This window comes from Janthinobacterium lividum (genome assembly GCF_034424625.1).
In the GTDB taxonomy this organism is placed as follows: domain Bacteria; phylum Pseudomonadota; class Gammaproteobacteria; order Burkholderiales; family Burkholderiaceae_D; genus Janthinobacterium; species Janthinobacterium lividum.
Window position 1 is genome coordinate 2,602,940 of record NZ_CP139976.1, and the last position, 24,024, is coordinate 2,626,963.

General features: G+C 64.4%; 22 protein-coding genes. 11 read left to right on the forward strand and 11 right to left on the reverse strand.

From position 1 onward, the window contains the following. Positions 1-36 precede the first annotated feature (36 nt). Genes U0004_RS11905 through U0004_RS11920 form a run of 4 tightly spaced genes read right to left on the reverse strand, consistent with a single transcriptional unit; the run spans position 37 to position 4,844 of the window. Positions 37-1,203 (reverse strand): ABC transporter substrate-binding protein, encoded by a 1,167-nt coding sequence (locus U0004_RS11905; protein ID WP_070259063.1) that lies wholly within the window; start codon positions 1,201-1,203, stop codon positions 37-39. Positions 1,204-1,263: 60 nt separating this feature from the next. Next, positions 1,264-2,802: a class I adenylate-forming enzyme family protein gene (locus U0004_RS11910; RefSeq protein ID WP_070259061.1), complete on the reverse strand. Its 1,539-nt coding sequence runs from the start codon at positions 2,800-2,802 to the stop codon at positions 1,264-1,266. Between the two features lie 11 nt (positions 2,803-2,813). Beyond that, a complete protein-coding gene (locus tag U0004_RS11915) occupies positions 2,814-3,968 on the reverse strand; it encodes an acyl-CoA dehydrogenase family protein (protein WP_034782861.1) in 1,155 nt (384 codons plus the stop codon). Between the two features lie 51 nt (positions 3,969-4,019). Continuing rightward, a complete protein-coding gene (locus tag U0004_RS11920) occupies positions 4,020-4,844 on the reverse strand; it encodes an IclR family transcriptional regulator (RefSeq protein WP_070259059.1) in 825 nt (274 codons plus the stop codon). 277 nt (positions 4,845-5,121) lie between these two features. Between U0004_RS11920 and U0004_RS11925 the strand changes: the two genes are divergently transcribed. Both U0004_RS11925 and U0004_RS11930 read left to right on the forward strand, forming a co-directional pair. Further along, positions 5,122-7,110 (forward strand): TonB-dependent receptor plug domain-containing protein, encoded by a 1,989-nt coding sequence (locus tag U0004_RS11925; RefSeq protein WP_070259057.1) that lies wholly within the window; start codon positions 5,122-5,124, stop codon positions 7,108-7,110. Between the two features lie 30 nt (positions 7,111-7,140). Beyond that, positions 7,141-7,677 carry a molybdopterin-dependent oxidoreductase gene (locus U0004_RS11930; protein ID WP_167468650.1) on the forward strand — a complete coding sequence of 179 codons (537 nt, stop codon included), beginning with the start codon at positions 7,141-7,143 and terminating at the stop codon, positions 7,675-7,677. Positions 7,678-7,728: 51 nt separating this feature from the next. Here the strand turns inward: U0004_RS11930 and U0004_RS11935 are convergent, their stop codons facing one another. From U0004_RS11935 to U0004_RS11945, 3 genes are read right to left on the reverse strand one after another with little or no spacing between them, the layout of a single operon-like run. Then, a complete protein-coding gene (locus U0004_RS11935; protein ID WP_070259053.1) occupies positions 7,729-8,658 on the reverse strand; it encodes an alpha/beta hydrolase in 930 nt (309 codons plus the stop codon). Further along, positions 8,655-9,521, reverse strand: a complete 867-nt coding sequence (locus tag U0004_RS11940) for an alpha/beta fold hydrolase (protein ID WP_070259051.1) — start codon at positions 9,519-9,521, stop codon at positions 8,655-8,657. The genes U0004_RS11935 and U0004_RS11940 overlap by 4 nt, the downstream gene beginning before the upstream one ends. Positions 9,522-9,533: 12 nt before the next feature. Continuing rightward, positions 9,534-10,595: a sugar phosphate isomerase/epimerase family protein gene (locus U0004_RS11945; protein WP_070259049.1), complete on the reverse strand. Its 1,062-nt coding sequence runs from the start codon at positions 10,593-10,595 to the stop codon at positions 9,534-9,536. 140 nt (positions 10,596-10,735) lie between these two features. Here U0004_RS11945 and U0004_RS11950 point away from each other — a divergent pair, with 140 nt between their 5' ends. Next, positions 10,736-11,341, forward strand: coding sequence for a TetR/AcrR family transcriptional regulator (locus tag U0004_RS11950; RefSeq protein WP_070259047.1), 606 nt, complete (start codon positions 10,736-10,738; stop codon positions 11,339-11,341). A gap of 32 nt (positions 11,342-11,373) precedes the next feature. On the opposite strand, the gene U0004_RS11955 is transcribed toward U0004_RS11950, so the two are convergent. Further along, the gene (locus tag U0004_RS11955) at positions 11,374-11,745 is read right to left on the reverse strand and encodes a flagellar basal body protein (protein WP_034782850.1); all 372 of its coding nucleotides are present in this window, start codon (positions 11,743-11,745) and stop codon (positions 11,374-11,376) included. A gap of 303 nt (positions 11,746-12,048) precedes the next feature. On the opposite strand from U0004_RS11955, the gene U0004_RS11960 reads away from it, so the two are divergent. From U0004_RS11960 to U0004_RS11980, 5 genes are all read left to right on the forward strand, one after another. Next, positions 12,049-13,101 carry a dienelactone hydrolase family protein gene (locus U0004_RS11960; protein WP_081345842.1) on the forward strand — a complete coding sequence of 351 codons (1,053 nt, stop codon included), beginning with the start codon at positions 12,049-12,051 and terminating at the stop codon, positions 13,099-13,101. A 112-nt stretch (positions 13,102-13,213) separates the two neighbouring features. After that, positions 13,214-14,725 (forward strand): NYN domain-containing protein, encoded by a 1,512-nt coding sequence (locus tag U0004_RS11965; RefSeq protein WP_081345830.1) that lies wholly within the window; start codon positions 13,214-13,216, stop codon positions 14,723-14,725. A gap of 134 nt (positions 14,726-14,859) precedes the next feature. After that, positions 14,860-15,477, forward strand: coding sequence for a PAQR family membrane homeostasis protein TrhA (trhA, locus tag U0004_RS11970; RefSeq protein WP_034782847.1), 618 nt, complete (start codon positions 14,860-14,862; stop codon positions 15,475-15,477). A gap of 91 nt (positions 15,478-15,568) precedes the next feature. Then, positions 15,569-16,450: a LysR family transcriptional regulator gene (locus tag U0004_RS11975; RefSeq protein WP_034782846.1), complete on the forward strand. Its 882-nt coding sequence runs from the start codon at positions 15,569-15,571 to the stop codon at positions 16,448-16,450. An 8-nt stretch (positions 16,451-16,458) separates the two neighbouring features. Continuing rightward, positions 16,459-16,707 carry a hypothetical protein gene (locus U0004_RS11980; RefSeq protein ID WP_070259042.1) on the forward strand — a complete coding sequence of 83 codons (249 nt, stop codon included), beginning with the start codon at positions 16,459-16,461 and terminating at the stop codon, positions 16,705-16,707. Here U0004_RS11980 and U0004_RS11985 read toward each other — a convergent pair. Together U0004_RS11985 and U0004_RS11990 are read right to left on the reverse strand one after the other, a co-directional pair. Continuing rightward, positions 16,697-19,576, reverse strand: a complete 2,880-nt coding sequence (locus tag U0004_RS11985; protein ID WP_070259040.1) for a bifunctional diguanylate cyclase/phosphodiesterase — start codon at positions 19,574-19,576, stop codon at positions 16,697-16,699. The genes U0004_RS11980 and U0004_RS11985 overlap by 11 nt on opposite strands. 154 nt (positions 19,577-19,730) lie before the next feature. Beyond that, positions 19,731-20,507 (reverse strand): spermine/spermidine synthase domain-containing protein, encoded by a 777-nt coding sequence (locus tag U0004_RS11990; RefSeq protein WP_070259038.1) that lies wholly within the window; start codon positions 20,505-20,507, stop codon positions 19,731-19,733. 178 nt (positions 20,508-20,685) lie between these two features. Between U0004_RS11990 and U0004_RS11995 the strand changes: the two genes are divergently transcribed. Together U0004_RS11995 and U0004_RS12000 are read left to right on the forward strand one after the other, a co-directional pair. Beyond that, positions 20,686-20,961 carry a hypothetical protein gene (locus tag U0004_RS11995; protein ID WP_034782903.1) on the forward strand — a complete coding sequence of 92 codons (276 nt, stop codon included), beginning with the start codon at positions 20,686-20,688 and terminating at the stop codon, positions 20,959-20,961. Between the two features lie 37 nt (positions 20,962-20,998). Continuing rightward, entirely contained in the window at positions 20,999-22,150 is a 1,152-nt protein-coding gene (locus U0004_RS12000) for a GGDEF domain-containing protein (RefSeq protein WP_070259036.1), read from the forward strand. 16 nt (positions 22,151-22,166) lie between these two features. On the opposite strand, the gene U0004_RS12005 is transcribed toward U0004_RS12000, so the two are convergent. Beyond that, positions 22,167-22,496: a hypothetical protein gene (locus U0004_RS12005; RefSeq protein WP_070259034.1), complete on the reverse strand. Its 330-nt coding sequence runs from the start codon at positions 22,494-22,496 to the stop codon at positions 22,167-22,169. Between the two features lie 295 nt (positions 22,497-22,791). On the opposite strand from U0004_RS12005, the gene U0004_RS12010 reads away from it, so the two are divergent. Further along, on the forward strand, positions 22,792-23,874 hold the full coding sequence (locus tag U0004_RS12010; protein WP_070259032.1) for a calcium:cation antiporter: 1,083 nt from the start codon (positions 22,792-22,794) through the stop codon (positions 23,872-23,874). Positions 23,875-24,024 lie beyond the last annotated feature (150 nt).

Consider the following 24,024-nt stretch of genomic DNA (forward strand, 5'->3'; position numbering starts at 1 on the left):
GCCCGGCAGGCGTGCGCGTGTGCAGCGGGAGGCTGCCTACCAGGGCAGGGCTGGATAGGCCAGCTTGCCCGTGGCGTGTTCCTTCGGCCAGACGATCACCACTTTCTTGTCCTGGTGCTGCGCCATGCGGTGCACGAAATTCTGGTTGTCGCCATTGGCGGCGAACTGCACCCGGCCGATCAGGGTTTCACGGTCCGTCTTGCGCATTTCCTCGGCCACGCCGCCTTTCTTGAGCGTGCCCTTGTCGGCCGCGCGCGCGATGGCTTCGAACAGCAGCATCGATTGCACATAGCCGAACTGGCCCAGGTAGTCGGGCTCCTTCTTGTACAGCTGCTTGTAGGCGTCGCTGAAGGCCTTGCCGTCGGCCGTCTTGAATTCCGTGGGGAAGGGCAGCAGGGCCGTGCCGAACACGTTCGGCATCAGGTCGGGGAAGTCGGCCGCCATTTTCGGCGTGGCCAGCGACCACACGCCCACCATGGCCTTGATCTTCGGCTTCAGGACGCGGGCGGCGCGGATGATGCCCACGTAATCGTTTTCGTAGCCGACCATGGCCACCACTTCCGATTTATCCTGCAGCTTGATCTTGTTGATGATGGGCTTGAAGTCGGTAATGGCCGGGTCGAACGAGTGCGTCGTCACTTTCACGCCTTTGGCGGCCAGGGCCTTTTCCACGTCTTTCGCCAGGCCCGTGGTGGCGTCCTTGGTCGAATACACGATGGAGACGGACTTGGCGCCCACATCCTGCAGCAGGCCCAGCATGGCTTTTTCGTAGCCGGCCGTGTTATTGATGCGGAAAAAATTCTTGCGCCCGCTGGACACCAGGCTGTCGTCCACGCCGCCCGAGGTGATGTAGACGAGGCCCAGTTTATTCGCCGTGTCCGAGGCGGGCGAGATATTGTTCGAGCCATAGCCGCCCGTGATGGCCACCACGCCCTGGCTGGCCAGCTTTTCCACGGCGGCGATGGCCTTGGCGGGCGCCGATTCGTCGTCGACGGTGATGATCTTGATGGTGTGCTTGCCGTTGGTCTTGTTGAAGACTTCGGCCGCGACCATGATCCCTTCCTGCATGCCGGCGCCGACCCGCGCCAGATTGCCCGTCAGCGGGATTTCCGCGCCGACCAGAAATTCGTCGGCGCTGGCCTGTGCCATCCAGGCGCTGGCAAGCAGCGCTGCCATGGCGATGCGTGTATAGGTGCGTTTCATCGTGTCTCCTCCTGTGATGTGGCTTGGTTTTATTGTCGGGTCTGGTACAGCATGGTCAACTTATCGTGCATTCTGCGCCATTTGCCGCAGCTGCCCCTTTAAAATCTTGCCCGTGGCGGCCGCTGGCAGCGCTTCCATGACGATGATGGCGGATGGGCACTTGTACGGCGACAGGGTCTGTGCCAGCCATGCCTGCAATTCTGCCACGCTGGCGGGCTGGCGCGGGTCCAGTTCCACGTAGGCGATGACGTCCTCGTTGCCATCGGCCACAGTGCGTCCCACTACGGCCGACTGCACCACGGAAGGGTGGGCGTTCAGCGCCGTTTCCACTTCCAGCGGATACACATTGAAGCCGGAGCGGATGATCAATTCCTTGGTGCGTCCGACAATGAACAGCGCGCCGTCCGCTTCCTGGCGCGCCATGTCGCCCGTATTGAGCCAGCCGCCGTCGCGCATGGTGGCCGCCGTCATGGCCGGTTCGCGGTAATAGCCGGCCATGATGTTCGGTCCGCGTATCCACAATTCTCCCGGCTCGCCCGGCGTCACATCCGTACCGGCCAGGTCCACCACGCGCACTTCCACGCCCGGGATCGGCATGCCGACGGAATCGTCGCAGCGCGGCGCTTCCAGGCGCGTCTGGCTGATGGTGGGCGCGCTTTCCGTCATGCCGTAGCCATTGTGCAGCGCGGTACCCAGCAGCTTTTCCACGTCGCGCTTGAGCGATGGCGCCAGCGGCGAGCCGCCCGCATACGCAAAGCGCAGCCGCGTGGGCAGCGGCGTATCGGCGCCACCCAGGGTTTGCAGCAGCTTGGCGTACATGGCGGGCACGCCCTGCACGATAGTCAAGCCGTCGTCCTTCAGGGCCGAGAGGAGGCCATCGACGGAAAAGCGCGGCACCAGATACAGCGCGGCGCCCGCATACAGGGTGCCCAGTGCTACCGAGGCCAGGCCGTACACGTGCGAAATCGGCAGCACGCCATACGCGCGGTCGCTGCGCGTCAGGCCCCGCAATGTGCTGGAGACTGCGGCGATGAACAGCAGGTTGCGGTGCGTGAGCATCACGCCTTTTGACTGGCCTGTCGTCCCCGTCGTGTAGATCAGCGCGGCCACCTGTTCGTTGCCGGGGAGCGTGTCTTCCGCGATGGCGGCGTCGTTCAATTCGCCGGCCAGCAGCTCGCCCATGCCATCGACGGTGACAGGGCGGGCGCCGCGCCGCGCCGCATGCACGGCCGCTTCCGGCGAGGCGCCTGCCAGGAACAGCACACGCCGCGCGGAACTGTGCGCGGCGATGGTATCGATCTCGCGCGCCGACAGGCGGGCATTGACGTTGACGATCCACGCATCGATGCCGGCGGCCGCGAAGATCAGCGCCACCTGCAGCGCGCCATTTTCTCCCACCACCATCAGGCGGTCGCCGGCGCGCACGTCGAGGTTGCGCAGCAGCTGCGCTGCACTTTCCACACTGTGCTGCAGCTGCGCGTAGGTCCAGCTGCGGCCACCTTCATGCAGCGCCGGCGCGTCCGGCGCGCGCGCCGCCCAGTAGACAGGGATGGCCGACAGGCGCGCCGGCAAGCCGGCCAGCAGGGTTGGGATGTCCATCGCGGCCTCCTTCACTTTTGCGCTGCCTTGATCATGTTGCGGGCGATGACGATCTGCTGGATCTGCGTCGTGCCTTCATAGATGCGGAACAGGCGCACATCGCGGTAGAAACGCTCGGCCGCGTATTCGCTGATGTAGCCGGCGCCGCCGTGGATCTGCACGGAGCGGTCAGCGACCCTGCCGCACATTTCGGAGGCGAACAGTTTGCAGCACGATGCTTCCGTCGAAATGTCTTCCTTGTTGTCGCGCCGGCGCGCCGCGTCGAGCACCATGCTGCGCGCCGCGTAAATCTCCGCCTTGCTGTCGGCCAGCATGGCCTGGATCAGCTGGAATTCCGCGATGGGCTGGCCGAACTGCTGGCGCTCCATCGCATACGCGAGGGCGTCGGCCAGCATGCGCTCGGCCGCGCCCACGCAGACGGCGGCGATGTGCAGGCGGCCCTTGTCGAGCACCTTCATGGCCGTCTTGAAGCCCACGCCTTCCTTGCCGCCGATGATGTTCGCGGCCGGCACACGGCAATTTTCAAAGATGACGTCGCAGGTATGTGCGCCTTGCTGGCCCATTTTCTTATCAATCTTGCCCAGCGAGAGGCCGGGCGTGTCCTTTTCCACGATGAAGGCGGAAATCGCCGAGGCGCCCCGCTTGACGGGATCCGTGCGGGCCATGACGGTAAAAATGCTCGCTTCGGGCGCGTTGGTGATATAGCGTTTGCTGCCGTTGAGGATATAGAAGTCGCCGTCGCGCACGGCCGTCGTGCGCAGGGACGCCGCGTCGGAGCCCGATCCCGCTTCCGTCAGGGCGAACGAGCCGATGATCTCGCCCGCCGCCAGCTTGGGCAGATAGTATTGTTTTTGCGCTTCCGTACCGTCGATAACGATGCCTTGCGAACCGATGCCGTTGTTCGTGCCGATCAGCGAGCGGAAGGCGGGCGAGGTGCGGGCGATTTCGAAAGCGACTCTGACTTCCTCTTCCATGCTCAGTTCCAGGCCGCCGTAGGCTTCCGGGATCGACAGGCCGAACAGGCCCAGTTCGCGCATCTGCGCCACGATGGCGGGCGGGATGGTGTCCGTTTCGGCTACCAGCGCCTCGTTCGGCACCAGTACTTCGCGCACGAAACGGGCGATGCTGTCGAGCAGGATGTTCAGGGTTTCTTCGTCGCGTATCATCGGTTTCCTCGGCGCTTTGATTTGAACTGTCGTTGAGAGGGGGCGCGCAGTCTAACCGCGGCCCAGGTTTTTTTCCACTGTCTTGACCAGGGCGACCAGGCGCGGTCCCAGGTCCGATTCGAGTTTTTCGCGCGACAGCAGGAAGGCGGGACCGCCGCAATTGAAGGCCATCACCTGTTCACCATCGGCACCCAGCATGGGCACGCCCACGGCATGCACGTCGTTCTGCCATTCGCCGGCCGAGATGCAAAAGCCCCGGTCCTGGTAATCCTTGAAGCCTTGTTCGATACCGGCCTTGATGCGCGGCCAGCGTTCCGTCTCGTGCACGCGCGCATGGTCCATCAGGTAGTCGCGTTCGGCCTGCGGCAGGATGCACAGCAGGGCCTTGCCCATGGCGGTCGTCATCAGGGGGATGCGCGAACCGACGTCGAGGCGCAGGGTGACGTTGGCGCTGCTGCGGCACGTTTCCACGTACACCATGCTGAGGCGGTCGCGCGTGCCCAGCGAAACGGAGGCCTGCGCATGCTCGGCCAGTTCTTCCATCAGCGGGCGCGCCATCTTGCGTACATCGAGGTTCGACAGCATGCGGTAACCGAGAGCCAGCACGCCGGCGCCCAGCTGGTACTTGCCCAGGCTGTCCGAATAATTCAGGTAGCCGAGTTTGGTGAGGGTATAGGTGAGGCGCGAAATCGTCGGTTTCGGAATGCCCGTGCGCCTGGCCATGTCCGCATTCGACAGGAATACTTCGCCGGGGCGAAAGCAGCGCAGTACTTCCAGCCCGCGCGCCAGCGCGTTGACGAACTGGCGGTCCTTGCCTTCCTCGTCATCGCTGAAGACGATGATTTCCGGATCTGCTGTGGTCTGAATATTTGTCATATTTGCATTCATTTTCAGGCTCCCTGGAAATCAGTTTGCCTAGCCAAAATCGACGTGTCAACCATTTTGTGAAACATTCGTTCGCACAGCGAAATGCTGCGCTGCATGAATTTTTCTCGGAAAATTGACCTGCGCAGGCGTTTTGGCGCTTGTCGCTTGAGCCTCGTTATATACGTCTGTATATTGCGCTGTTGGGTGACGGCCGCCGCAAGAGTGGCCGCTTTTTTGAGTATCGCTATATGAGACTCTATATAACGACAGTGGAAAGATCGAAACGATGTTGAAACAGGTATTGGCAGGTGCCGTGATGCTGGCGCTGGCGCACATGGCACAGACGGCGCGGGCGCAGCAAACCGCCGACAAGGACGAGGCGGCGCCGTTCGTGCTGGGCACGGTGACGGTGATCGGCCAGCGCGAGCAGGCAGGGCAGATGGAACAGCAGGTGGGGTCGCAAGTGAGCCGCGCCGAGATGCGCCGCTTTAACCGCGACAACGTGGGCGATGCTCTGAATTTGCTGTCCGGCGTGTCGCTGTCGACCAATGCGCGCAACGAGAAAACCGTCGCGATCCGCGGCTTCGACTCTCGCCAAGTGCCGCTGTACATCGACGGCATTCCCGTCTACGTGCCGTATGACGGCTATGTCGATTTCAACCGCTTCACGACGGCCGACCTGGCCGCCATCCAGGTGGCCAAGGGCTACAGTTCCGTGGCCTATGGGGCCAATACTCTGGGCGGCGCCATCAACCTGGTGTCGCGCAAGCCGTCCGCGCGGATGGAAGGCGATACGTCCATCGGTTTCGGCTCGGGCAGCGAGCGCCAGGTGTCGGCCAACGTGGGCACGAACCAGGGCCTGTGGTATCTGCAGGCGGGCGTGTCGTACATCGACAGCGACGGCTTTCCCCTGTCGTCCGATTTCCGCCCGACGGCCACGGAAGACGGCGGCACGCGCAACAACGCCTACCGCAAGGATCATAAACTGTCGTTCAAGGTGGGCTACACGCCCGTGGGCGGCGACGAATATGCACTCAGCTACTACAAGCAGCATGGCGAGAAGGGCCAGCCGCCATCGACGAATCCCGTCGGCGCGCGCTACTGGCAATGGCCGTACTGGAACAAGGAAAGCGTGTACTTCGTCTCGCAGACGCGCCTGGGCGACGCCGAGCGCCTGAAACTGCGCCTGTACCACGACAGCTACGACAATGAAATCACCTCCTACACGAACGGCAGCTACGCGGCCCTGAAAACCAGCGGCCAGGGCAGCGTCAGCGGCGGGCGCAGCATCTATAACGACCGCACGAACGGCGGCGCGGTGGAGCTCGAATCGTTCCGCCTTGCCGCGCACAGCCTGCGCTTTGTCGCCAGCTACAAGGCCGACGAGCATCAGGAACTCGATGCCAAGGGCGTGCGCACCACCTGGTACAAGGATGCCCTGTGGACCCTGGGCGCGGAAGACAGCATTGCCCTCAATGCGGCGACGGAACTGTCGCTGGGCGCCTCGCGCAATGCACTGCGCCCGGATACCGTCTACAGCGCCGGCAATGCGTATACCTTGCCGGAGAATCAATCGGCCACCGACCTGCAGGCGGGCCTGTTCCACAAGATCGGTACTGATGCGAGGGTGTACGCCACGGTGGCGCGCAAATCGCGCCTGCCGACCCTGAAGGACCGCTATTCGCAGCGCCTGGGCACCTATATTGAAAACCCGAACCTGCGCGCCGAGGAGGCGCTCAATTATGAAGTGGGCTACCAGGCAAGCGTGCGCGGGCTGGCGCTCGATGCCGCCCTGTTCTACAGCGACGTGAAGGACAAGATACAGAGCGTGGCGAATGTGGCGGGCGTGCGCGCGCAGATGCGCAACGCGGGCAGGGCGCACATCAGCGGCGTGGAACTGGGCTTGCGCGGCAGCGCCGGCGCGTGGCTGGACTTCGGCGGCAACTACACGTACACGGAAATGAAGAACGTCAGCGACCGCGCCATCCGCCTGACGGACGTGCCGCGCCACAAGCTGACGGCGCACGCCGTGCTGCACGCGGCGCGCCAGCTCGATGTCGTGGCCATCGCGGAAGCGAACAGCGGGCGCTGGGTCTCGAACACCCTGGAACTGGGCGGCTTTGCCACCGTCAACCTGAAGGCCGTGTACCGGCCCTTGCCGGCCTTGACCCTGGAAGCGGGCGTGAGCAACCTGGCTGACCGCAACTATGCACTGGCAGACGGTTTCCCCAGCGCGGGGCGCACCTGGCTGACCAATGCGCAATACCAGTTCTGATTTTTTGATTGTTCCATGAAAGGACACAGCATGTTGAAGAAAATATTCCTTGGTTTTGCTTCGGCCGCCCTGCTGGCGACGGCGCCCGCATGGGCCGGCCCGGCGCCGGCGAGCGAGCATATGAGCCATGCGCTGACCGTGACGGGCAAGGTGGCAACGCCGTTGACCCTGACAGTGGCCGACCTGCGCCAGCTGCCGCCGGCGAATGGCGGCGAGCTTGCCGTCACGCGCCACAACGGCGACAAGGCCGAGACCATTACCAGTTACAAGGGCGTGCGCCTGCGCGATATCCTCGACAAGGCGGCGCTCGATGCGCCGGGCCATAACGATGTCAAGAAACTTGCCATCATCGCCACGGCCACCGATGGTTATGCGGTGGTGTTTTCCTGGGGCGAGCTGTATAACGCGCCGGCCGGCGAGGGCGTGATCGTCTACTACGAGAAGAACGGCAAGGCGCTTGACGAGAGCGATGGCGAGATATCCCTGATCTCGGCCAGGGATATCCGCACGGGTCCGCGCCACGTGAAGTGGTTGAACGGTATCGAAGTGCGCAAGCTGGTGGAATGACGCGCAACTGATGGAAAAAACGCGCCGTGGAGCCATCCCCGGCGCGTTTTTTTATGCCCCCAGCGCTTGCCGCATGGCTTGGCCCGCCACGTCGAACAATCCCCGCGCCGCTGGCGTCAAGCCCAGCATGTGCATCGACGCATGGATCATGCCGTCGAGCTGCACGCACTCGGCCGCCACGCCGTCGTCGCGCAAATACCGCGCATAGGCTTCGCCTTCGTCATGCAGCGGGTCGTACTCGCACACCAGCACGGTCGCCGGCGGCAAGTCCTTCAGCGAGGCGGCCCGCAGGGGCGCCGCGTAGGGCTGCGCGCCGTCAGCCGGCTCGTTCAGGTACGCCGACCAGCAAAAGCGCATGGCTTCCCGCGTCAGCGAATGGCCTTCCGCATAGCGTTGGTAGGACGGCGTGTCGAAGGCGAAATCGAGCGCCGGGTACAACAGCAGCTGGTGCGCCAGCGCGGGACCGGCCTGGTCGCGCGCCATCAGGGCCGCCGCTGCCGCCAGGTTGCCGCCGGCGCTGTCGCCGCCCACGGCCAGCCGTTTCACGTCGATGCCCAGCGCTTCGGCATGGTCCGCGACCCAGCAGAGCGCCGAGTAAAAGTCCTCCAGCGGCACGGGGAACTTGTGCTCGGGCGCCAGCCGGTAGTCGACGGAAAAGACCACGCAGCCGGTGGCGTTGGCCAGCGCGCGGCACGGATTGTCGTACAGGTCCAGCGAGCACAGACACCATCCTCCCCCATGCGCGAAGACGATGGCGGGCAAGGGCTGGCCCGTGTCCGCGCCGGCCGGCACATAGGCGCGCACGGTCAGCGCATGCTCGCCTGGCAGCACGTAATCCTTGATCGACGCGACGTCTTCCAATGGTCCGTGCAGCTGGCGCAAGCCCGTTTCCGTGGCGGCGCGCAGGTCCGCCAGCGAGGCGGGCTGCGGCGCATCCTTGCCCTCGTCCAGCCAGACGGCGATCAGCGGGTCGAGGCTCATGCGGGTGCTCCGGCCAGGAAGGGCAGCAGGTGGGCGATGAACGCTTCCGGCTGTTCTTCCATGATGAAGTGGCCGCATTCGGCGACGATGGCGCCCTGCAAAATATCGGCCTTGCCCTGCATGGTCAGCAGGGGCGCGTCATTCGTCGCATGGTCGGCGCCGATGGCCAGCACGGGCATGGCCAGGCTCTTTTTCGCCCGCTCCAGGTTTTGCCGGATGGTTTCCGGAATGGCGCGGTAGTAGGCGAAACCGGCGCGCAGGGCGCCCGGCGTGGCATAGGCGTCCGCATACACATCGACGGCCACCTTGTCGCGGCGGTACGACCAGCGGTCCAGGATGAAGCGGATGTATTCGCGTTCCTTGCCTGCCGTGAGCATCTCCGGCAAATCGAGCACCTGGTTGAACATGAAGTGCCACAGGAAGATGTTGTCGGACGGCGCGACAAAAATCGGCGGCGCCGGCGCCAGGCCTGGAATGACGGCTTCCGTCAGCGCCAGTTTCGTCACGGCCTGCGGGAAATCGCTGGCCAGCGCATAGCCGACCCACATGCCGATATCGTGGCCGACGACATCGTACTGCGCATGGCCCAGGGCCAGCATGGCGCGGTGCAGGGTCGCGGCAACGGCGCCCGTGTCGTAGCCGCCGGCCGGGCGTTCCGAGTGGCCGCTGCCGGGCGGATCGATGGCGATCGCCTGGTAGCCCTGGGCGGCCAGGGCCGCCATCACATGGCGCCAGGCATACCAGGTTTGCGGCCAGCCGGGGATCAGCAGCACGGGTTTGCCTTCGCCGGCGATGACGCAATGCAGGCGCTGGCCGTCGATGCGCACATAGTCGTGGGTGTAGCTGTCTTGATTCTGATGCATGGTGTTTCCTTGTTAGTTGTGCTCGATGCCGAGCAGGGTATTGATCTGCTGCGCGCTGACGGGGGCGCCGGCGAAGTCGTCGAAGATCTTGTCGGTCACGGGAATGATGTGGGCATTGATGAAGGCCACGCCTTCACGCGCACCCACTTCCTGGTCCTTCAGGCAGCATTCCCATTCCAGCGTGGCCCAGCCCGCGTAATCGTTTTGCGCCATCTTCGAGAAAATCGCCTTGAAGTCGACCTGGCCATCGCCCAGCGAGCGGAAGCGTCCGGCGCGGTTTTCCCACGACTGGTAGCCGCCGTAGATGCCTTGCCGTCCTGTCGGATTGAATTCCGCATCCTTCACATGGAACATGCGGATGTGGTCTTTATAAATGTCGATGAATTCCAGGTAGTTCAGCTGCTGCAGCACGAAGTGGCTCGGATCGAACAGCATCTTGCAGCGCGGGTGGCGGCCCACGCGTTCATAAAACATCTCGAAGCTGATGCCGTCATGCAGGTCTTCGCTCGGGTGGATTTCGTAGCACAGGTTGATGCCCTGTTCTTCGCACACGTCGAGGATGGGCAGCCAGCGGCGCGCCAGTTCGTCGAAGGCCGCCTCGATCAGGCCGGGCGGGCGCTGCGGGAACGGGAATAAATATGGCCAGGCGAACGAACCGGAGAACGTGCCCATGTCGGTCAGGCCCAGGCGCTTCGATGCCATGGCCGCCAGTTTCACTTGCTCGATGGCCCACTCGGTGCGCGCCGCCGGCTGGCCGTGCAGGTGTGCCGGCGCAAAGCTGTCGCACAGCGCGTCGTAGGCCGGGTGCACGGCCACCAGCTGGCCGAGGATATGCGTCGTCAGTTCGCTGATGACGAGGCCATGGCTGGCCAGCATGGCGACCAGGTCGTCGCAGTATTGCTGGCTGTGCGCCGCTTGCGCCACGTCGAACAGGCGCGCATCCCAGGCGGGGATCTGCAGGGCCTTGAAGCCCATGCCGGCCGCCCACTCGGCGATGGCGGGCAGGGTGTTGAAGGGCGCCGTATCGGCGGCGAATTGTGCCAGGTGCAGGCTTGGTCCTTGGATGGTTTTCATATCGGCTCCTATTGTTTGTCGATCGACAAAGAATAGGCGAAATTTTCCCTTCGGTCAAGCCCGTGATGCAAAATAAATCGGGAACGCGCCGTGGGCGCCAGGCGTTATACTGGCCGCCACTTCGCAAGCAGAGGATCAAGATGGCAGGAAGACCGAGGGAATTTGACCGCGCGCTGGCGCTGGCAAAAGCGCGCGACGCGTTCTGGACGCGCGGCTACGAGGGTGTATCGATGGCCGACCTGGTGGCGGCGCTGGGCATCGCCTCGGCGCGCATCTATGCGGCGTTCGGCTCGAAGGAGCAGTTGTTCCGCGAAGCCGTGGAATTGTATGAAACGGGAGAAGGCGCTTTTGCCGTGCATGCGCTGGCGGCCAGCCTGAATGTGCGCGACGCGGTGGCGCGCATGCTGGAAGAAGCGGTGCTGCTGTACACGCGCAGCGGCCAGCCGCAAGGCTGCATGGTGGTCACGGCCGCCACGAATACGAGCGCGGAAAACGCGGGCATCGCCGACTGGCTGGCGCAGCACCGCCGCGCACGCACGCAAGCTGTCATCGAACGCCTGCGCGCGGCGCAGCAGGCGGGAGAATTAAAAGGGGAGGCGGACGTGCAGGCCTTGGGCGACTACTATGCGGCCTTGCTGCATGGCCTGTCGGTGCAGGCGCGCGACGGCATTCCCGCCGAACGGCTGCTGGCGCTGATTGCGCCGGCGATGGCGCCTTTGGTGCTGGAAATGCAAAAACCAGACTAGCGTGTCGATAGTCGCCGTGGATGTTTGCTGCCTCAGGTCTTGACGTCGATCAGGCTGCCCAAGGCCTGGTCGGCCGCCTTGACGACATTCGCCGATAAATTAAAGCCGGCCTTGTAGACGAGGTTATCCGTCAGCTCGGACGCGAGGCCCACGCCGTTCGGCCGGCTTTCCGCCGCCTTGGCCGCATTCGCGTTGGCACCGCTGACGCTTTCGCTGGCGGCCAGCTTGCGTCCTTCGACAGACAGGGTAACGCCAGTGCCAGCCGGGCTGGCTTCCTGGAACTCGGCTTGTTGCGGCTGGAAGCCCGGCGTGTTCGCATTGGCGATATTGTTGGCGGCCACATCCAGCGCGCGCTGGTTGGCGGTCAGCCCCGAGGTACCGGTGGTGAGGGCGGATATGGACATGGCAACTCCTTCAGAATGCGCCCAGTTTACTCCCGCCAGCGGGAAAAGTGGTTGGTGCAAGGCAACATTTTTTCACGCGGGTGCCTGCCGCAAAAAATAGGTGCATCACGTAATTTTTTTATATTGTTCTGTGGCATTTCGCTGCCTAGACTGGCAGGGAAGTCATCCACGGAGTCCGCCATTTTTCACCTGTTTCGTCCTATTTTCCTGGGTTTTCTGCTCAGCCTGCCTTACCTGCCCCTGAAAGCCCAGCTTGCCCATTCGTCACTGCCGCTCGATGTGCGCCTGAACGAGCAGGTCATTATGGTACCGGCCGGCGATGGCTTGCGCGAGATGCTGGAAACGACGGTGTTCCGTCCAGCCGGCCCCGGCCCGTTTCCCCTGCTGCTGATGAATCATGGCAAGCAGGCCGGCCCGGCCCGGCTGCAGGCGCGCGAGCGCTTCATCTATATGGCGACCGAATTCGTGCGCCGCGGCTATGCGGTGATGCTGCCCATGCGCGCCGGCTTTGCCCGTTCCACGGGCGCCTACCGCGATTTCGGCTGCGACATGCTGGGCAATGCCCAGGGCCAGGCGCGCGACATGCTGGCCGCGCTCGCGTATGCGCGCCGCCAGAGCTGGGTCGACCCGGAACGCATCGTCGTCGCGGGGCAGTCGTATGGCGGCATGGCGGCACTGGCGCTGGCCACCCGGGTGCTGCCCGGCGTGCGCGGCGTGCTCAATTTTTCCGGCGGCTTGCGCGTCGACATGCCCGGCTGCGACTGGCAAGGGGCGCTGGCCAAGTCCTTCGCCACCATGGGCGCTTACAACCACATTCCCAGCCTGTGGCTGTATGGCGCGAATGACTCGTATTTTTCGCCGGCCCTGGCGCGGCGGTTGTTCAATTCCTTTACCGGATCGGGCGGCCGGGCGCAATTGCTCGCCTATGGTCCGTTCAAGCGCGACGCGCACCTGACCCTGGGCAGCCGCGACGGCGTGGCCGTGTGGTTGCCCGCCACCGAGCGCTTCCTGCGGAAGATCGGCATGCCGGTGCGCCAGGTCTACCGCGTGGCCGAGGCGCCGTCGCCGCCCGCCACGCATTTCGCGCCGCAGGACGATATCGCCGCGGTGCCCTACCTGGAAGAGCAGGGGCGCGCCGCCTACCGCATCTTCCTGGAGAAAACCGCGCCGCGCGCCTTTGCCCTGTCGGCCAGCGGCGCCTGGGGCTGGGCCGAGGAGGGCGAAAGCCCCGATGTGCGCGCGCTGGCCTCGTGCCAGCGCCGGAGCAGCCTGCCGTGCCAGCTGTATTCCGTCGATGAAAGCGTCGTTTGGCCGGTCGCCGGCGCCAGCGCGAGCGCCGCCGGCGGCGCGCAATAGGCGGGCTGCGCACGATAGTTGTCGCCGAAACGGGGGATGGGCGAATATACTAGACGAAAAGGGAGGCGTTGCGCTTCCCGTCCGCCCTTATCATCAGCGAGAATTCACCCTTATGGCGTCATCCCCAGAAAACCTCAGCATGGCCGTGTTTTGCGACTTTGAAAACGTCGCGCTTGGCGTGCGAGATGCAAATTACGAAAAATTCGATATCAAGCCCATCCTTGAACGCTTGCTGCTGAAGGGCAGCATCGTTGTCAAGAAGGCATATTGCGACTGGGACCGTTATAAAAGTTTCAAGGGCACCATGCATGAGGCGAACTTCGAACTGATCGAAATTCCCCATGTGCGCCAGTCCGGCAAGAATTCGGCCGACATCCGCCTGGTGGTCGATGCGCTGGACCTGTGCTACACCAAGGCCCACGTCAACACCTTCGTCATCATCAGCGGCGACTCCGATTTTTCGCCGCTCGTGTCGAAACTGCGCGAAAACGCCAAGCAGGTGATCGGCGTGGGCGTCAAGCAGTCGACCTCCGACCTGCTGGTGGCGAACTGCGACGAATTTATTTTCTACGATGACCTGGTGCGCGAGAGCCGCCGCACGGCCGCCAAGCGCGACGCGCGCGAAAGCCCGGCTGCTGCCGCCAAGCGTTCGCCGGACGAGGAAGTGCGCCGCAAGGAAAAGTACGAGTCGCGCAAGACGGAAGCGATCGAGATGGCTGTCGAAACCTTCGACGCGCTGGTGTCCGAACGGGGCGACAGCGGCAAGATCTGGGCCTCGATGCTGAAGGAAGCGATCAAGCGCCGCAAGCCCGATTTCAGCGAGTCGTATTACGGTTTCCGTACTTTCGGCAACCTGCTGGAAGAAGCGCAGACGCGCGGCTTGCTGGAATTTGGCCGCGATGAAAAATCGGGCGCCTATGTCTACCGCAGCAGCGGCCTGGTGGCCGTGCCCGTTGCCGTGAACGGGGACGCCGCCGGCGAGGCCATCGTTGCCGGCGAGACGGGCGTGACGGCGGAAGAGGGCAATCAGCGCGAAGGCGGCAGCCGCCGCGATTCGCGCCGCAATGGCCGTGGCGGCCGCAAGCAGAACGAGCAACGCCGCGGCGAGTCCGCACCACAGGCTTTCGTGCCGGTGGCCGACGCGGAAACAGTCGTCGTCGATCAATATGCGCCGGCGCCGCAGCCGGAAGTGCAGCACGAAGTGGCCGAAGCCGCCGCCGCAACGGTGACCGAGCTGGCGACGGAAGAAGGCAACGCCAAGCGCGGTTCGCGCCGCAATGGCCGCGGTGGCCGCAAGAATGGCGATGGCGGGCGTGAAGCGCGTGCCGAAGTTGTCGCCGTCGAGGTGGCGCCGGTGGTGGAAACCATGCCGGAGCCTGTACCTGAGCCTGTACCTGAGCCGGTAGTGGAAGCGAAGCCGAAGGCCAAGCCGCGCACGCCGGCCCGCAAGGCGGCAGCGGCGAAGAAACCGGCCAAGAAGGCGGCTGACGTCGTGGTGGAAGCCGCACCTGTCGTTGAAGTGGCGCCGGTGGAAGTGGCCGTTGTGGCCGAAGACAAGCCAGCCAAGGCGCCGCGCAAGACGCCGGCGCGCCGTCCTGCGCGCAAGAAGGCGGAAGAAGCTTGATTGACACCCCCAAAGCAGGTACCGGGGGCGGACCCTCAGGGTCCGACCCCGGTCTTTCTATTGGGGGGAAGTTGCTTCACCTGGCCCCCAAGCGTGTACGATGAGCCTGTCTTTAACGCGGCAGGCGGTGATGCATGTATTACGGTGAACGCTTCAACAGCATTTCCCATACGGTGGGCGCCGCGCTGGCGGCCATCGGCGGCGTCATCCTGATCGTCGTGGCGGCCCGCACGGGCGATGCCTGGAAAATCGTCAGCTGCAGCGTGTATGCTGCCATGCTGCTCACCCTGTACCTCACTTCCACCCTGTACCACAGCGTGCGCGGCAAGGCCAAGGCCGTGCTGCAGCGGCTCGACCACTGCGCCATCTACCTGCTCATCGCGGGGACCTACACGCCATTCATGCTGGTGACCCTGCGCGGGCCCTGGGGCTGGTCGCTGTTCGGCGTCGTGTGGGGCCTGGCCCTGCTTGGCATCGTGCAGGAATATGTGTACGCGAAAGGCGCGCGCATCCTGTCACTGGTGATTTACGTGGCCATGGGCTGGCTCATCGTCATCGGCATCAAGCCGCTGCTGGCGGCGCTCGAGTGGAATGGCTTCCTGTGGCTGGTGGCAGGCGGCCTGTGCTACACGGGCGGCATCGCTTTCTATGCCACCGACCACAAGCTGCGCCATGGCCATGGCATCTGGCATTTGTTCGTGCTGGCCGGCAGTAGCTGTCATTTTATCGCCATTTTGTTCTACGTTGCCTGACGTTGGCTGCTGCCTTCACTGTTGCCATGATTCCATTATAATGGCGCGATATGTGAAAATAGCGCAACAATGCGGCAATAATAAGGCAACAATGGATATCAATTCGGACGACCTGAAAATCTTCGTCACCGTCATCGACAGCGGCACCCTGAGCGCGGCCGCCGTGCACCTGGGACAAACCACCTCGGGCGTCAGCCGCGCCCTGTCGCGCCTGGAAGACAAGCTGGCCACGTCGCTGCTGACGCGCACCACGCGGCGCATGGAGCTGACGGAAGAGGGGCAGCTGTTCCTGGACAAGGCGCGCGCCATCCTCGCGTCGATGGAAGACGTGGAAGAATCGATCCGCATCCGCCGCCAGAAGCCGGCCGGGCGCCTGTCCGTCGATGCGGCCTCGCCCTTCATGCTCCATTGCGTGGTGCCCCACGTGGCGGAATTTCGCGCCATGTACCCGGACATCCGCCTGGAGCTGACCAGCAACGACCAGATCGCCGACCTGCTCGAGCACCGCACCGACATCGCCATCCGCATCGGCGCCCTGGTCGATTCGACCCTGCATGCGCGCCCCCTCAGTGCCAGCCCGCTGCACGTGCTGGCCACGCCCGCCTACCTGGCGCGCCACGGCACACCGGCCACGCCGGAAGCGCTGTCCGGCCATGCGCTGCTGGGCTTTGCGCAATATGAACTGGGCAATAGCTGGCCGCTGCGCCACGAAGCCGGCAACAGCCTGCAGATCGTGCCCGCGCTGGCCGCGTCCAGCGGCGAAACCCTGCGCCAGCTGGCCCTGCACGACCAGGGCATCGTCTGCCTGTCCGACTTCATGACGAAGGACGACATCGCGGCCGGCCGCCTGGTGCAGGTGCTGCAGCCGTTCTATACGGGCTACCGCCAGCAGATCCACGCCGTCTACTACCGCAACACGCAGCTGGCGCAGCGCATCAGCTGCTTCCTGGAGTTCCTGCAACAGAAGCTGTAAGGCAGGGCATGAAGACGAAGAGCATGGAGTGTCCCACCTGCGGCGAATATGGCGACCTGCTGCACGCAACGGTCAAGAAGACGGGGCAGGCGGTGATCGTTTGCACGGAATGCGACTTGCTGTGGATGCATCCGCAACAGGACATCGATCCGGCCCGCGCGCTCGACGTGGCGTCGTTTCTCGAGCAAGCGGGCATTGAGCCCGATTGGCAGGAACTGCAATTTGGTGCCAGGGTGCCGCCGCCGGCTACAGCATGACGTGCGTTTCTTCCGCCCGCAGCAGCGCTTCCACTTCGTGTGCGGGCAGCGGCCGGCTGAAGTAAAAACCTTGCGCCTCGTCGCAGCCATGGCGGCGCAGGTAGTCGAGCTGCTCGGCCGTTTCCACGCCCTCGGCCACCACGCGCAGTTTTAAATTGTGCGCCAGGGCGATGATGGAAACGACGATGGCCGCGTCGTCCGCGTCGCGCGCCACGTCGCCGACGAAGCTGCGGTCGATCTTCAGCACGTCGATGGGGAAGGTGCGCAGGTAGGCGAAGCTGGAATAGCCGGTGCCGAAGTCGTCGATCGACAGCTTCACCCCCAGCGCCTTCATGTCGTGCAGCTGGCTGACGGCCAGCGCCACGTCGTGCATGAACAGGCTTTCCGTCAGTTCCAGCTCCAGGCAGGCCGGCGGCAAGCCCGTTTCCAGCAGCACGTCGGCGATCGACGCCACCAGGTTCGGCTCGTTGAACTGGCGCGCCGACAGATTCACGGCCAGGCGCAAGGTGTCCAGTCCCGCCGCATGCCAGCGTTTTACCTGCGCGCACGCTTCGCGCATGACCCAGGCGCCGATCGGCACGATCAGGCCCGTGTCTTCCGCCAGCGCGATGAAGCGCTGCGGCGCCACCATGCCCAGGTCGGGGTGCTGCCAGCGCAGCAGCGCTTCCACGCCGACGATGCGGCCGCTGGCCAGGTCCACCTGCGGCTGGTAATGCAGCACGAACTGCTCGCGTTCCAGGGCGTTGCGCAGCGCCGTCTCGATGCGCAGGCGCTCCAGGGTGGCCTGGTTCATGGCCGTCGTGTAGAACTTGATGTTGTTGCGGCCCTGTTTCTTGGCGCAGTACATGGCGATGTCGGCCTGCTCGATCAGGTTCTGCGTCTCGCCATTCAGGGTCACGTCGCCGGGGGCGTCGTAGCGCGACATGTCATAGACGGCCACGCCGATGCTGCAGGTGACGAAGAATTCCTTGCCATCCAAGAGTACCGGCTGCGCCACGGCATCCATCACGCGCTGCACGATGGCGCCGCTGAGCACTTCGTCGGCCTGTTCGCACAGGATGGCGACGAATTCGTCGCCCGACAGGCGCGCCACCGTATCGCTTTCGCGCAGGCTGGCCTGCAATCGCGTGGCGATGGTTTTCAGCAGCAGGTCGCCAGCCTTGTGACCCAGGCTGTCGTTGACGAACTTGAACCGGTCGAGGTCAATCAACAGCACCCATAATGCGCGGTTCTTGCGGCGCGACAGGGCCATCGCCTGCGCCAGGCGGTCGCGCAGCAGGGCGCGGTTGGGCAAGCCTGTCAGCACGTCGTGGTGGGCGATGTGCTGGATTTGCTGCTCGGCCAGCTTGCGTTCCGTGATTTCCGAACCCGTACCCCGGTAGCCGCGAAATTCGCCCAGCTCGTTGAACAGCGGTTCGCCATTGATGCTGAACCAGCGCAGCTGGCCATCGCGGTCCTGCATCGCATATTCGAGGTTGGAAAAGGGCAGGTGCGCTTCCAGGTTGGCGATATGCTGCTTGCCCCAGCGCGAATTGCGCATCTCTGCATTGTTGTCCCAGCGGGTCAGGCCGATGAAGCGTTCCAGCGGCATGTTCGACTTGTCCGTGAAACCGCTGGTGATGTGGGTGAAGCAGAAGTTGGCATCCTGTTCCCAGTACCAGTCCGAGGACAGGGCCAGCAGGCGGCGGAAGCGCTTTTCGCTCTCCTGCAAGGCGCGCTCCGTGCGCTGGCGCGCCCGCACGTCGGCGCTGAGCAGCTCGTTGCTGCGTTTGAGGTCGGCCGTGCGCTGCTCCACCAGCAGTTGCACGCGGCGCGAACGCTGCGTCAGCGACTGCACGAAGGCGGCCGTCAATACGCTGAACAGCAAACCCGTGATCAGGGTAAACAGGGAGCCCAGATGGTCGGCCAGGAAGGGGCGGGGATGAGCCACCACGCGCACGTGCCAGGGCCGGCCGGCGGAAGCGAAGGCCCGGTCATAATGGCTGTGGTAGGCAAAGTGCAGCCAGCGGGGCAGCGACTCCCAGGCGCCGCCCGGTTCGTCGTCCGGCGCCTGACCATGCCGGAAGATCAATTGGCGCGGGTCGGCGCCGGCATCGGCGTAGACGCTCAGTTCAAGCTGCGAGTCGCCCAGCAGGTCTGCGCCGGCGAGGATTTTCTGCACCAGTTCCCCGGCGCGCACGATGACCGCCGTATCGCCGATCAATGCCGCGCGCCGCTGCTGTACCGTCTGCAGGGGCACGCCGTGGCGGTACACGGGGCGCACGATGACGAAGCCCTGCTGCGGTCCCTGCGCCAGGGCCAGCAGGCCGGTGGCGGTGGTCTGGCCGCTGACGATCGCCTGTTCCAGCGCGCGCGCCAGCACGCCGTTCGGGCTGACGTTCAGGCCGAAGGCGGGGCGGTTGCCCTGCAACGGTTCGAGGTAGTCCACCACCAGGTAGCTGGCGCGCGTCGTGGCGGGCACGACGACGCCATCGCGCATTTCCGTCATGGCGTAGTCGGGCACGATGCGCCGCAGCTCGGCCTCGAATGCCGCGCGCTGCGCATGCGGCACGATGCGGTGGAAATTGAAGGCCTGGATGAACGGGTGGCGCTGCAGCAGCGGCGTGGTGAAGTCGTGGAACTGTTCCCGTGTGACGGGCACGACGGCTGCAAACAGCTGGTTCGTCGTCGTCAGCACCTCGACGGCATCGTCGAGTCCCTGCTCGATGGCGGCCACCCTGGCGCTGGCGCGCTGCTGCAGGCTCAGGCTCATCTTGTCGTATTCGAGCTGGCTGATGGCGGCGAACAGCACGGCCGTCACGCTGACGCCGCAGGCAAAGGTCAGCGCGGCCGCGGCAGAAATCGACAATGGCAGGCGGCCACGCAGCATGGTTTTTCCTATCTCACTTCATGGATACATGGGTTCGGCGGCGCCTGCCGGCCCCACGCAGGCCGTAGTTTGTCATAAACCACATCCATCATGCTGATTTTGCACCAAATCACTGCTAATAAGCAACAATATCTATGGCCGGGGAGGATGACTTTCAGTCGCTGCCCGCGCCTGACTGGCGGCGCACACGCCACAACTGCCAGGCCGGCAGCCAGCGGTTCAGGAAAGCCAGGCCGGCCATCCGCCGCCAGCGCACCAGGCGCACCACGCGCACGGCGCGGCCGTCGGCGCCTTGGCCTTGCTCCGGCTTGGCGGCGAAGATGATGCGGTTATTGCCCGCGATGCCGTCGAAGTGGCACACGGCACCGCGGAAGGTGAGCATCAGGCGCGCCAGCATGGCAGGGTAGTGCTCGTCATAACTGAACAGATTGGCCACCAGCACGCCGCCGGGCAGCAGCGCGCGCAGGCAGTCCGCATAGAAGCGCGCGCTGCCCAGTGCCGGCGGCAAGCCCGTCTCGTCATAGCCGTCGAGCAGCAGCACGTCGGCGCAGCCCGGATGCTGGCGGATATAGCTGACGGCATCCGTCTCGATGATGCGCAGGCGCGCGTCGTCGGGCGGCAGCATGAACTGCTCGCGCAGGGCGATCACGTCGGCGCGCAATTCCAGCACGGTGATGCGGGTGTCGGGCAGGTGGCGGTGGCAGAATTTCAGCAGCGAGCCGCCACCCAGTCCCACCATCAGGATATGCCGCGGGCGCGGCACGAACAGGGTAAAGCACATCATGGCGCGCGCATAGCGCAGCAGCAGATGGTCGGGGCGCGACAGCAGCATTTCGCTCTGGATCATGCCGGGCTGGAATTCCAGGCGGCGCCGGTCGCCACAGGTATGCACCTGCGGGGCAAGTGGGGTGGTGCTTCTGTTTTCCGGCATGGGACGACTTCGCTGAGTGGACTGGGGGAGATGCTTTGTTGCATTCAGAGAAATCTGATAAGCTCCCGTGAGCATACCCGATTAATCCGCGCCGAGCATGCGTATATGTAGATGCAATATGTAGATGTATATGGCGCGCGGCGGCACGGCCGCGCAGTCGGGCACCATGGAGACAAGCATGTTTTTGGATCACCCCATTATTACGGCGACGAACAGTTTTACGGAGCCTGACCGCATCGAGCGGCTGACGCGCGTGTATGGCTACGCGGCGGCGCTGGCCGACCAGGCCGACAATGTCGGTTTCATTGAAAAAGTGGCGCAGATCCACGATCACAAGGGCACCCTCATCGTGTTCTGGCACGAGGCACCCAGCGACGTGGAGAAGCAGTATTTCGTGCAGGCGTGGGCCAGCAAGGTCGGCGACGGCAGCACCAATGTCGAGCACGAAATCTGACCTGGCGCGCCGCGCCTGCGCATCGATAGCCTAGCCCATGGATATCAAGACCCTGGTACTGGCCCTGGCGCTCGGCAACCTGAGCCTGTGCGCGGCCCTGTTCTTCTTCGAGTACGAGCGCAAGAAGTCGCTCAGCATGTCCACCTGGGCGGTGGCCAAGCAATGCCAGGCCGTGGCCTGGTGCCTGCTGTACTTCCGCGGCGTGCTGCCCGATTTCCTCTCCATCTTGCTCGGTAACAGCCTGCTGTTTGCCGGCATGGCGCTCGATGCGGGCGCGCTGTGGCAGGCGGCCGGGCGCAGCGGCTGGCGCCGTTATGTCTTGCCGACGCTGGGGCTGTCGGTGACCCTGTTTGCCGCCTGTTACCTGTTAGATGTGGCGCCGCTGCTGCGCAGCGCCGGCGGTTCGCTGATCGTGGCCGGTTTCTTCCTCGCCGGCGTGGCCGCCCTGTGCCTCAAGTGGCGCGAGGCGAGCATGCTGCGCCGTTTCCTCGTCGTCAGCATGGGCTTGCTGTCGCTGCTGATCGCCGCGCGCGGCGTGCTGGCCGCCGCCGTCCCCGATTTTGACGCGGAGCTGCTGCAGCTGGCCGGTTTTGGCGCCCTGTACCTGATGATGCTGACGAATGCTTTCGGCTACCTGCTGCTGTCGCGTGAAAAACTGGGCGGCGAGCTGGCGCGCCTGGAAGTGCTCGATGCGGCCACGGGCGTGCCGAACCGGCGCGGCTTTTACCAGGCGCTGGCGCCATGGATGGCACTGGCGCGCCGGCCTGGCTTGCCGACGGCGCTGGTGGTGCTCAATATCGACCACTTTAAAAGAGTCAACGACAGCTATGGCCATCCGGTGGGCGATGCGGTGCTGAAAACCATCGTCGACACGTGCCGCCAGCAGTTGCGCGACAGCGACCTGATGGGCCGCCTGGGCGGCGCCGAATTCGCCATCCAGCTGCCGCGCACGACCCTGGCCGATGCGCTGATGGTGGCCGAGCGCATCCGCGCCGCCGTCGAAGCGCTGCCCGTCAAGACGGAGCGCGCCGTGCTGCAGCTGACGGCCAGCCTGGGCGTGACGACCATCCGCGCCGAGGACAGCACCGTCAGCCTGTTCAAGCGCGCCGACGAGGCGCTGCAGGCGGCCAAGCAGGCGGGCCGCAACAGGGTAGTGGAAGCGCAGGGTGCCAGCACCCTGGACATTTAATTCAGCCCAAGCCCGCTTACTTCTTGCGCGAGCCCAGCCAGCTGGGTTCCTTGCCGCATTCCTTGGGCAGGAACAGGGCATCGAGGCCGGGATCGCAGCGATGGTCAGGCGCCTTCATCGGTTCGACGGTCAGCCATTCGCTCTTGGGCAGTATCTTTTCTTCGCGTGGTTCCACGGGCGGCGCGGGCGGCAGGCTGTCTTGCCACCTTGGCTCTGCGGCAGGCGCGGGCGCGGTGGCCCAGTTCGCGTCGACCTGCGCTGGCGGTGTGTCCGCGTGTGCGGCGGCGCTCAGCAAGCTGCCCGCGAGGATGAACGCACGCATGGCGGCGCGGTGTACGGAAATCATGGTCTGTCCTTGGTCGGTGCCGCGAGGGCGGGCCTGGCATTATGACGCCAGCCGGAAGCAAAAACACAAGAAAATTGCAACGGCATGTTACCAAAGGGACTATAGTTACTGGTAGCAAGCAGGTGCATCACAGCAAGGGGCTCGAACGGTGAGCAAGGCGCGGGGCGCCGCTACCCGAACGTGTGCATTCCCTAACTTTCATTTAAGCTAAGCAAGTTATGCTATCGAGCGCACGCCAGGCTGCCCTGTGCCGTCCGCACCGCAGTTCCTCTTTCTTACTCTTGCCAGGCCCATAATGAAAATGCTCAAATCCCTGCCTGTATGGCCGCTTGCCGCCCCCGTTGCCGGCTGGCTGTTCCTGTTCGGTTCCACCTTCAATGTCGGCGGCGCCTACCAGATTTTGCTGGTGGCGGGCCTGATCGGCAGCGTGCTGGCCGCCGTGTACCACGCGGAAGTGGTGGCGCACCGCATCGGCGAACCGTACGGCACGCTGGTGCTGGCGCTGGCCGTGACCCTGATCGAGGTGGCGCTGATCGTCTCGCTGATGCTGGCCGGCGGACCGGAAACGACAGGGCTGGCGCGCGACACCGTGTTTGCCGCCATCATGATCATCCTGAACGGCATCGTCGGCATCTGCCTGCTGCTGGGCGCCGGGCGCCACAAGGAGCAGACCTTCGGTCTGCTGGGCGTGAGCGCCTCGCTGGCCACCCTGGCGGCGATTGCCGTTTTGACCCTGGTGCTGCCGAACTATACCTCGAGCGCCGCCGGTCCCTTCTACAATTCCAGCCAGTTGATCTTCATCGCCGTCATTTCCCTGGTCCTGTACGGCACCTTCGTGCTGGTGCAGACGGTGCGCCACCGCGATTACTTCCTGCCCAAGGAAGCCGTCGGCGATGAAGAGGTGCATGCGGCGCCGCCCACGGCCACCGTCGCCTGGGTCAGCGCCGGGGCGCTGCTGGTGTGCCTGGGCGCCGTGGTGCTGCTGGCCAAGTCGCTGGCGCCCGCGCTGGAGACGGCGATCGCCGCCATGGGCGCGCCGAAAACCCTGGTCGGCATCGTCATCGCCGCCATCGTGCTGCTGCCCGAAGGCTTGGCCGCCGTGCGCGCCGCGCGCGCGAATCGCCTGCAAACGAGCTTGAACCTGGCGCTCGGTTCCGCGCTGGCCAGCATCGGCCTGACGATTCCCGCCGTGGTGGTGGTGTCGCTGGCCACGGGCCTGACGATTACCCTGGGACTCGACATCAAGTCGACGGTGCTGTTGCTGCTGTCGCTGATGGTGGCCACCCTGTCGCTGGGCACGGGCCGCACCACGGTCATGCAGGGCACGGTGCACCTGGTGATTTTCGCGGTCTATCTGTTTACCACTATCGTCCCATAAGCACCGCGGCTGGTCGCCGTTTTGTCACAATCCTGTCACGCCGCTGTCATACGATGAGGGTAGTGTGGTAGGATTTTTAAATCGTTTAAATGATTTATATAGTTTAGCAACTGAGTTTGCCAACTTTTTCAGTTGGCATTGCAATGACAA